We start from the raw sequence: 9,283 nt of genomic DNA, 5'->3' as shown, positions 1-9,283 counted from the left end.
CGGCAGCAGCCGCTGCGGAGCCGTGGTGCACCCGAGCCGGCGGAACGCCAAGGGCGCCGGGCCAGGCGAGGCCGACCGGTAGCGGCAGCGTCCGCCATGGGACCGTGGGGTGCACCTGAGTTGGTGGGCGCGCGGGCGGGTGGGTGGGCCGGGGCCGGAAGGGCGAGTTGCCGCAGCGTCCGCCGTGGTGCACCTGAGCCGGCGGAACGCCGAGGGCGGCGGGCCAGGCGAGGCCGGCCGGTAGCGGCAGCGTCCGCCATGGGACCGTGGGGTGCACCTGAGTTGGTGGGTGCGCGGGCGGGTGGGTGGGCCGGGGCCGGAAGGGCGAGTTGCCGCTGCGGAGCCGTGGTGCACCTGAGCCGGCGGAACGCCGAGGGCGGCGGGCCAGGCGATGCCGGCCGGTAGCGGCAGCGTCCGCTGAGTTGGTGGGTGCGCGGGCGGGCGAGTGGGCCGGGGCCGGAAGGGCGAGTTGCGGCAGCGTCCGCCGTGGTGCACGTGGGCCGGGAACGCAAAAAAGCCCCGGTTGCCCGGAGCTTGGAAAATCTTGGCTGGGGTACCAGGACTCGAACCTAGACTAAATGAACCAGAATCACTCGTGCTGCCAATTACACCATACCCCAAGAGTACCCCCGACCGGATTCGAACCGGCGCTACCGCCTTGAGAGGGCGGCGTGCTAGGCCGCTACACAACGGGGGCCCTAGCTTGAATGAGAGTACCCCCGACCGGATTCGAACCGGCGCTACCGCCTTGAGAGGGCGGCGTGCTAGGCCGCTACACAACGGGGGCTTGTCTCATTCATTTTGCAATTGTCAAGAATTGCGTACCCCCGACCGGATTCGAACCGGCGCTACCGCCTTGAGAGGGCGGCGTGCTAGGCCGCTACACAACGGGGGCAATGCATCACTTGCGTGCTGCGCTGGGGTACCAGGACTCGAACCTAGACTAACTGAACCAGAATCAGTCGTGCTGCCAATTACACCATACCCCACCAGAGTTCAACCCCTGCGGGGCCTTCCTCGGTGTCTTGCGCCTCCCTGCCCGGGCGGCGCAGAAAGAACATTACCCGACGCCCGGCCCGGCTCCAAAATCGATAACCGCAGGCCGTGCGCAGGACACCTGCGGGCCAGGTCAGCGACCTGGCCCGCGGGGGTGCCGGAGGCGGCCTCAGGGGCCGCAGGGGGGCTCAGGAGGCCGGGAGCAGCTCCAGGGTGGCGAGGAGGCGGCGCAGCGTCTCCTCACGGCCCAGCAGCTCCATGGACTCGAACAGCGGCGGCGAGACCCGGCGTCCGGTCACGGCGACGCGGAGCGGGGTGAAGGCGAACTTGGGCTTGATGCCGAGGCCGTCGACCAAGGCCTCGCGCAGCGTGGCCTGGATCGGGTCGGGGGTGAAGTCCGTCAGTTCGGTGAGTGCCTTGATGGAGGCTTCGATGACGGGGCGGGCGTCGGCGGTGAGCACCTTCGCGGCGTCCTCGGGGTCGACGGTGAAGTCGGCGGGGGCGACGAACAGGAAGCCGGCCATGGCGACGATCTCGGAGAGGACGACCATCCGCTCCTGGGTGAGCGGCGCGACCTTGGCGAGCAGGTCGAGCTGCTCGGCGGTGGGCTCCGCGGGGAGGAGTTCAGCGGCCTGGAGGTAGGGGACCAGGCGGTTGACGAACTCTTCGGGGGCGAGGCGGCGGACGTGCTCGGCGTTGAGGTGCTCGGCCTTCTTGAGGTCGAAGCGGGCCGGGTTGCCGTTGACGTCGTCGATGTCGAAGGCGGCGACCATCTCGTCGATGTCGAAGATGTCGCGGTCGTCGGTGAGCGACCAGCCCAGCAGGGCCAGGTAGTTGAGCAGGCCCTCGGGGAGGAAGCCGCGCTCGCGGTACAGGTTGAGGGAGGCCTGCGGGTCGCGCTTGGAGAGCTTCTTGTTGCCCTCGCCCATCACGTACGGCAGGTGGCCGAAGCGGGGGGTGGTGCCGTTGCCGACGCCGATGTCCGCGAGGGCGGCGTAGAGGGCGATCTGACGCGGCGTCGAGGACAGCAGGTCCTCGCCGCGGAGCACGTGGGTGATCTCCATCAGGGCGTCGTCGACGGGGTTGACCAGGGTGTACAGCGGGGCGCCGTTGGCCCGGACGATGCCGTAGTCGGGGACGTCCTTGGGGTCGAAGGAGATCGGGCCGCGGACCAGGTCGTCGAAGGTGAGGGTGGTGTCGGGCATCCGGAAGCGGAGGATCGACGGGCGGCCCTCCTGCTCGTAGACGGCGATCTGGTCGGCCGTCAGGTCGCGGCAGTGGCCGTCGTAGCCGGAGGGCTTGCCGGCGGCGCGGGCGGCCTCGCGGCGGGCGTCCAGTTCCTCGGTGGTGCAGTAGCAGGGGTAGGCGTGGCCGGCCTCGCGGAGGCGGTTCGCGACGTCGGCGTAGATGTCCATCCGCTGCGACTGGCGGTAGGGGGCGTGCGGGCCGCCGACCTCGGGGCCCTCGTCCCAGTCGAAGCCGAGCCAGCGCATCGCGTCGAGCAGCTGGTTGTAGGACTCCTCGGAGTCGCGGGCGGCGTCGGTGTCCTCGATCCGGAACACCAGGGTGCCGCCGTTGTGGCGGGCGTAGGCCCAGTTGAAGAGGGCCGTGCGGACCAGGCCGACGTGCGGGTTACCGGTCGGGGAGGGGCAGAAGCGGACCCGGACGTCGGGGTTCTTGTCAGCCACGGTTACTGCATCCTTCATCGCTTGACGACCTTGTTGGCGAGGGTGCCGATGCCTTCGACGGAGACGGCGACCTCGTCGCCGATGTTCAGGGGGCCGACACCCGCGGGGGTGCCGGTGAGGATGACGTCGCCCGGGAGCAGCGTCATCGCCTCGGAGATGTGCGCGACCAGTTCGGCGACCGAGCGGGCCATCTGGGAGGTGCGGCCGGCCTGGCGCAGTTCGCCGTTGACGGTGCAGGTGACGGCCAGGTCGGCGGGGTCGAGGTCGGTCTCGATCCACGGGCCGAGCGGGCAGGAGGTGTCGAAGCCCTTGGCGCGGGCCCACTGGCCCTCGCGCTGCTGCACGTCGCGGGCGGTGACGTCGTTGGCGCAGGTGTAGCCGAAGATCACTTCGGGGACCCGGTCGAGCGGCACCTCGCGGCACATCCGGCCGATCACCACGGCGAGTTCGGCCTCGTACTGGACGTCCGAGGAGAACGGCGGGTACGCGATGGACTCGGTGGGGCCGATGACGGCGGTGGAGGGCTTGAAGAAGGTCAGCGGCACGGCCGGGATCTCGTTGCCCAGCTCGGCGGCGTGGTCGGCGTAGTTGCGGCCGACCGCCACGATCTTGCTGGGCAGCATCGGGGCCAACAGCCGGACGTCCTGCAGCCGGTGGGTCTCGCCGGTCGGCTGGGGGGCGCCGAAGGGGTGCCCCGCGAGGGTGTGCACCACCAGCGAATCGGGTTGTGCGGCGTCCCCCTCGATGATTCCGAAGGAGACCGAGCCCGCCGCGGGGCTCCCTTCACGGACGGAGAACCTGGCGATACGCACAGCCCTGCAACCTCTCGGTTCGTCGGCCGCCCGGACGCTCCCGGGCGGTTGCCGAGCCCGCAGTGCCGGGCCCGGCTGTGCCACCAGGTTATCGGCGCAGGGGTCAGACCTGCGGCAGGCGGGTGGCCGGGACGGCCATCAGGACGGTGCGGCGCGGGTTGGCGGTGACGGCGGGCAGCGAGGTGGCGTACGTGCGGGGCGTGCGGGCGCCGAAGCCGGGGAGCTCGGAGAAGTCCGCGACGGAGGCCAGGGTGGTGCGGCGCGGGTTGGCCGTGGAACGGGTGGCCGTCGTGGTCGTCTCGGACATTTGCGTCTGCACCTTGTTTCACTCGAACGGACTTTTGCGCGAGCCCGCCGCTGGGCAGGCTCCGCTCAACCCTGCCAGGTTAGGTAGCCCATTCCACAGCGGCCGTGACCAAAGCTATACATCGAGCTGTGAGTTTGCTCACAATTACCGGTTCAAAGTGTGTGGAAGTGGTGATTCCGGACCAATGGCAAAATCCACCATTCCGGTATATTGCGGACATTTGCCGCACAAGCCGATCTTCCTCTTTATTGACATGGCCAGGGCGAGTGTCCGAAAAGGACCGTATTCCGAACCCGAAGCAACACGGACCGTGAGTTGCCGCACGCACTGGGTAGCCCTGGGCGCCGAGTCGTAACGGCCCTTGTTGGACTTCCCCCGCTGTGCTGGAATGCCACGGAAAAACTCGACACCGCTCTATCTCCGCCCGGCGGGGAAGGGCGCCCGGTCCAGAGGTTGCGACGCCAGTGCAGGGACGTTTCAAGAGGGGCAACGGCGCCGCGGGTGAGCCGGAGTCGCGGGAGCCCGTGGCCGGCGCCCACCAGGCGGCACCGCCGACAGGCCAGGGTGAGCGGCCGTTCGGCGCCCCCGCCGAGGCCGCCGCCACCGGCAGTGCCCCGGGCGCCACGAGCGCGCCCCAGCAGCAGGACGGCAGCGAGCCGGCCGACAAGCAGAGCCGCCGCGCCAGGCTGCGCGGCACGCTCAACCGCCGTCGTGCCACCGGCGCGAGCCGCTTCGCCATGCGCAACTGGCGAATCCGCACCCGTCTGATCGCGCTGCTGTTCCTGCCCGTGATCGTCTCGCTGGTGCTGGGCGGCCTGCGGGTGCAGGAGTCGATGGCGAACTCCCGCCAGCTGTCCCAGATGAGCGACCTGGCCGAGCTCGCCCGCAACGCCACCGCACTGGCCAACGCCCTGCAGTACGAGCGCGACATCTCGGCCGGTCCGCTGGCCACCGGCGGCAGCGCCGACAACGACCCCGAGATCGCCGACGCGTACAAGCAGACCAACACGCTGTCGAAGACCTTCAACGCCAGCGCCGACAAGTTCGACAACCTCGACCTGGCCGGCTCCAAGACCCTGCTGCTGCAGGTCCGCAAGGACCTCAACACGCTGCCCCGGGCCCGGAGCGGCGCGTTCAAGGACCCCGAGAACATCCAGGCCACGATCACCAACTACGACGTGATCATCAAGGATCTGATCGGCGCCACCCAGGACATCGCGATCACCTCGAACTCCACCGAGCTGATCAAGACCACCCGGGCGCTGTTCCAGTTCTCCACGGCCAAGGAGTACACCTCCATGCAGCGCGCGCTGATCAGCGCCGCGCTCGCCAACCCCAAGGGCCCGCACCTGTCGGCCTCGGACGAGACCTTCGGCGTCCGGCTGATGAGCTCCGAGGACAACGCCCTCGCCAACTTCACCGCCATCTACGGCGAGGCCGAGGCCCGCACGCTGCGGGCGGCGATGAGCTACAACCAGGTCGTCGCCGAGGCCGACCGGTTCGCCAAGCAGGCGCTGAACACCAACGGCATCCGGCAGACCGACAACACGTCCTACAAGGACTGGTTCGACAAGTCGACCTCCAAGGTCACCGCCGAGAAGACCATCGAGAACAACCTGCTCAACGTCCTCGACGGCAAGGCCCAGGCGCTGCAGTCGGACATCGACACCGAGTCGGTCATCAACGCCGCCGTGGTCGCCCTGGTGCTCGTCGTCGCCATCGCCGGCGCCGCCCTGGTGGCCCGCTCGATGGTGCGCTCGCTGACCCGTCTGCAGGCCTCCGCCGAGGACGTCGCCGAGCGCCGCCTGCCGGAACTGGTCAAGACGCTCTCCGAGAGCGACCCGCACGACGTCGACGTCACCGTCGAGCCGGTCGGCGTCGACTCCGCCGACGAGATCGGCCACGTGGCGCACGCCTTCGACATGGTGCACCGCGAGGCGGTCCGACTGGCCGCCGAGCAGGCGCTGCTCCGAGGCAACATCAACGCGATGTTCACCAACCTGTCGCGCCGCAGCCAGAGCCTGATCCAGCGCCAGCTGTCGCTGATCTCCGAACTGGAGAGCCGCGAGGCCGACCCGGACCAGCTGGCCTCGCTGTTCAAGCTCGACCACCTCGCCACCCGCATGCGCCGTAACGGCGAAAACCTCCTCGTCCTCGCGGGTGAAGACCCGGGCCGCCGGTGGACCCGCCCCGTCCCGCTGGTCGACGTGCTCCGCGCCGCCGCCTCCGAGGTGGAGCAGTACGAGCGCATCGAACTCGCCTCGGTGCCCACCGCCGAGGTCGCCGGCCGCGTCGTCAACGACCTCGTCCACCTGCTCGCCGAGCTGCTGGAGAACGCCACCTCGTTCTCCTCCCCGCAGACCCGCGTCCGGGTCACCGGTCACGCCCTGCCCGACGGCCGGGTGCTGATCGAGATCCACGACACCGGCATCGGCCTCTCCCCCGACGACCTCGCCGACATCAACGAACGCCTGGCCAACCCGCCGGTCGTGGACGTCTCGGTGTCCCGCCGCATGGGTCTGTTCGTGGTCGGCCGCCTGTCCCTGCGACACGGCATCCGCATCCAGCTCCGCCCGTCCGACTCCGGCGGCACCACCGCACTGGTCATGCTGCCGGTGGACGTCACCAACTCCGCCGAGCGGCGCGGCAACCGGCCCGGTCCGGGCGGCGCGCCCGGCCAGGGCGGCCGGCAGCAGCGCGGGGTCGCGCCGACGCCGCGTCAGCAGGGCCGCCCCGCGGGCGACCTGCCCGGCGCGCGCACCGCGCTCGGCCAGGCTCCGGCGGCCGGCGGGCAGGGCGGCCCGGGTGGCCGTCCGCAGCTCGGCCAGGGCCCGATGGGCGGCAGCCCCGACATGTTCTCCCCGGGCGCTCCGTCCGGTCCGTCCGCTCCGGCCGCGCCCTCGGGTCCGGCGGGTACGGGTGGCCGGCGCGGGCCGGGCGAGGCGCCCGCGCAGGGCGGCTTCGGCCCCGGCGGCGCATTCGGCACCGGCTCGGCCCAGGGCGGCCGCACCGGTGGTCTGCCGACCCGTTCGGTCGGCCAGTCGCTGCGTGACAACCCGGCGCCGGGTGCGTCCGCCCCGTCGGCCCCGGCCGGTCCGGGCGCGGGCGCCGGTGCGCCGGCCGGTCCGGGCGCGGGTGCGCCGGCCGGTGGCGGGCTGCCGCCGCGGCGGGTGCCGGGTGCATCCGGTGCGCCGGGCCTGCAGGGCGGGCCGGGCGGCCAGGGCGGGCTTCCGCCGCGCCGTCCGCAGGGCCCGCAGGCTCCGCAGGGGCCGCAGGGCGGTCCGCGTCGTCCGCAGGGCCCGCAGGGTCCGCAGGGCGGTCCGGAGCGGACCCGTCCCGCCGACGGCCGTCCCGGCCTGGAGCGCCGTCCGGGCGGGGAACCGGCCCAGCACGGCCGCGCCGAGCAGCAGCCGCCGCGCCGTCCGCTGCCGCAGCAGCAGCCGGCCGCCCCGCTGGAAGCCGCTCCGGCGGACCAGACGGGCGCGTTCGCCCGGCCGCGCTTCGAGGCGTCCGACATCGACCCGCGCGACCCGCTGGGCCTGGGCCTGGTGGAGCCGGTGCTGCCGGACCCGGTGGGCCAGGGCATGCCCCCGGTGCCGCAGGAGCGCGCCGTCCCGCAGCAGTTCGCGGAGCGGCCGCAGCCGATGGCGCTGCCGGCCGCCGGCGATTCGGCCGCAGCCCCGGTGCCGGCCCGTGAGCAGGTCCGTGCCCGGGGGTACCAGCCGCAGCGGCCCGGTACCACCGCGCCCGAGTTCGACCAGCAGCCGGCCCGGCCGGCCCCGCAGGCCCCGGCTCCGCAGGCCCCGGCCCGGCAGGCTCCGGCCGCACGGCCGCAGCAGCCGCAGCAGCAGGCCGAACCGTTCCAGCAGCAGCGTCCGCAGGGCATGCCGCAGCGTCCGACGCCGGGTGCCCCGCAGCGTCCGGCGGCGGAGCGGCCGGCCCCGCAGGCACCGCAGCCGCAGGCACCGCAGCCGCAGGCACCCCAGGCCCCGCAGCCGCAGGCCCCGCAGCAGCAGCCGGCCGGTCCCGGTCCGGACGCCCCGTGGCGCCCGTCCGCGAACGACGAGCGCTGGCGGCGGGCCGAGCAGATGCGCGAGCCGCAGACCGACGGCCTGACCATCTCGGGGCTGCCGCGTCGCACCCCGCAGGCCAACCTGGTCTCCGGCAGCGCCGAGGCCAGCCCGCTGACGGGTCCGCAGGTCTCGCGCAGCCCGGAGGAGGTGCGCGGCCGGTTGACCAACCTGCGCCGCGGCATCCAGCAGGGCCGCCAGGCCGGTTCGCAGCAGCCGGGCCCCGGCCGTCCCGCGCCGCAGCAGCGGCCGGGCTTCGACTTCGGCGGCACGTCCGAGGGCCACCGGGGAGCCCAGTTCGACGCCGATGGCAACAACGGCTTCGGCCCCGAGCACCAGGAGCGTTGAGTTGAGTCAGATGATGAGCCAGGCCGCACAGAACCTGAACTGGCTGATCACCAACTTCGTGGACAACACCCCCGGGGTGTCGCACACGGTGGTGGTCTCCGCCGACGGTCTGCTGCTGTGCATGTCCGAGGGGTTCCCGCGGGACCGCGCCGACCAGCTCGCTGCGGTCGCCTCCGGGCTGACCTCACTGACCTCCGGCGCCAGCCGCATCTTCGAGGGCGGTGAGGTCAACCAGACCGTCGTGGAGATGGAGCGGGGCTTCCTGTTCCTGATGGCGGTCAGCGACGGCTCCGCGCTCGCGGTGCTCGCCTCGCCGGACTCCGACATCGGCCTGGTGGGCTACGAGATGGCCCTGCTGGTCGACCGGGCCGGCGCGGTCCTCACTCCCGCTCTGCGGGCCGAACTCCAGGGCAGCCTGCTGCACTGACGGCCGGTCCGGTCCCTTCGGCTCCTCAGCACCACCCTCACTGTGCCGGACCCGCTCGAAACCGGGTCCGGCACACCCACCCCCAAGTCTTCGCCGCTCGGCGGCTGACAGCCGGTCAGCCTGCAGGCCCGGGGCTCCGACGGCGAACGACCGCAGCACAAGGAGGACGCAATGCCCCCGACACCCGCCGGCTCGTACGGCAACGGGTACGGAAACGGCTACGGCGGCCAGCAGTCGGACGGCTATGAGCAGCAGCCGCTGGTCCGCCCGTACGCCATGACCGGCGGACGTACCAGGCCGCGCTACCAGCTGGCCATCGAGGCGCTGATCTCGACCACGGGCACCAACCCGCCCGGCGCGTTGCTGCCCGAGCACGCCCGCATCGTGGCGCTGTGCCGTGAGGTCAAGTCGGTCGCCGAGATCTCCGCGCTGGCGGGAGTCCCGCTCGGTGTCGCCCGCATCCTCGTTGCAGACCTGGCGGAAGCCGGTCTGGTCGCCATCCACCAGCCCGCCGCGGCGGGCGAGTCGGGCGGTACGCCTGACGTCACGCTGCTCGAAAGGGTCCTCAGTGGACTTCGCAAGCTCTAACGCGGCCGCCCCCAGCCGCGCCACCACCTCCGCCAAGATCGTCGTCG

General features: G+C 72.1%; 6 protein-coding genes and 5 tRNA genes. 3 read left to right on the top strand and 8 right to left on the bottom strand.

What is annotated here, in order from left to right; translation table 11 throughout:
• Positions 1-545 precede the first annotated feature (545 nt).
• The 8 genes from ACFYS8_RS34835 to ACFYS8_RS34800 all read right to left on the bottom strand — a co-directional run bounded on the left by ACFYS8_RS34835 (position 546) and on the right by ACFYS8_RS34800 (position 3,803).
• A tRNA-Gln gene (locus ACFYS8_RS34835) sits at positions 546-620 on the bottom strand.
• A gap of 4 nt (positions 621-624) precedes the next feature.
• Positions 625-697: transfer RNA gene (locus ACFYS8_RS34830), tRNA-Glu, on the bottom strand.
• Positions 698-714: 17 nt separating this feature from the next.
• Positions 715-787, bottom strand: a tRNA-Glu gene (locus tag ACFYS8_RS34825).
• A gap of 35 nt (positions 788-822) precedes the next feature.
• Positions 823-895, bottom strand: a tRNA-Glu gene (locus tag ACFYS8_RS34820).
• A 22-nt stretch (positions 896-917) separates the two neighbouring features.
• Positions 918-989 (bottom strand) — tRNA-Gln (locus ACFYS8_RS34815).
• A 195-nt stretch (positions 990-1,184) separates the two neighbouring features.
• The gene (gltX, locus tag ACFYS8_RS34810) at positions 1,185-2,702 is read right to left on the bottom strand and encodes a glutamate--tRNA ligase (protein WP_387649192.1); all 1,518 of its coding nucleotides are present in this window, start codon (positions 2,700-2,702) and stop codon (positions 1,185-1,187) included.
• The gene (locus ACFYS8_RS34805) at positions 2,699-3,496 is read right to left on the bottom strand and encodes a fumarylacetoacetate hydrolase family protein (RefSeq protein ID WP_380488852.1); all 798 of its coding nucleotides are present in this window, start codon (positions 3,494-3,496) and stop codon (positions 2,699-2,701) included. Before ACFYS8_RS34805 ends, gltX begins: the two co-directional genes overlap by 4 nt.
• A 103-nt stretch (positions 3,497-3,599) precedes the next feature.
• The gene (locus ACFYS8_RS34800) at positions 3,600-3,803 is read right to left on the bottom strand and encodes a hypothetical protein (RefSeq protein WP_387649189.1); all 204 of its coding nucleotides are present in this window, start codon (positions 3,801-3,803) and stop codon (positions 3,600-3,602) included.
• A 524-nt stretch (positions 3,804-4,327) separates the two neighbouring features.
• Here ACFYS8_RS34800 and ACFYS8_RS34795 point away from each other — a divergent pair.
• The 3 genes from ACFYS8_RS34795 to ACFYS8_RS34785 all read left to right on the top strand — a co-directional run bounded on the left by ACFYS8_RS34795 (position 4,328) and on the right by ACFYS8_RS34785 (position 9,236).
• On the top strand, positions 4,328-8,221 hold the full coding sequence (locus tag ACFYS8_RS34795) for a nitrate- and nitrite sensing domain-containing protein (RefSeq protein WP_387649186.1): 3,894 nt from the start codon (positions 4,328-4,330) through the stop codon (positions 8,219-8,221).
• 13 nt (positions 8,222-8,234) lie between these two features.
• Positions 8,235-8,648, top strand: coding sequence for a roadblock/LC7 domain-containing protein (locus tag ACFYS8_RS34790; RefSeq protein WP_030057391.1), 414 nt, complete (start codon positions 8,235-8,237; stop codon positions 8,646-8,648).
• 171 nt (positions 8,649-8,819) lie between these two features.
• The gene (locus tag ACFYS8_RS34785; protein ID WP_387649183.1) at positions 8,820-9,236 is read left to right on the top strand and encodes a DUF742 domain-containing protein; all 417 of its coding nucleotides are present in this window, start codon (positions 8,820-8,822) and stop codon (positions 9,234-9,236) included.
• The last annotated feature ends 47 nt before the right edge of the window (positions 9,237-9,283 follow it).

Source organism: Kitasatospora sp. NPDC004615 (genome assembly GCF_042873545.1).
Taxonomy (GTDB): domain Bacteria; phylum Actinomycetota; class Actinomycetes; order Streptomycetales; family Streptomycetaceae; genus Kitasatospora.
The sequence above is the reverse complement of the archived record's forward strand: the minus strand, read 5'-3'. Positions and strand labels throughout refer to the sequence as shown.

Excerpts from the sequence above, each read along its gene's own strand:
- ACFYS8_RS34790 (WP_030057391.1), top strand. The coding sequence starts at position 8,235 with ATGAGCCAGGCCGCACAGAACCTGAACTGGCTGATCACCAACTTCGTG.
- gltX (WP_387649192.1), bottom strand. The coding sequence starts at position 2,702 with ATGAAGGATGCAGTAACCGTGGCTGACAAGAACCCCGACGTCCGGGTC.
- ACFYS8_RS34800 (WP_387649189.1), bottom strand. The coding sequence starts at position 3,803 with ATGTCCGAGACGACCACGACGGCCACCCGTTCCACGGCCAACCCGCGC.
- ACFYS8_RS34785 (WP_387649183.1), top strand. The coding sequence starts at position 8,820 with ATGCCCCCGACACCCGCCGGCTCGTACGGCAACGGGTACGGAAACGGC.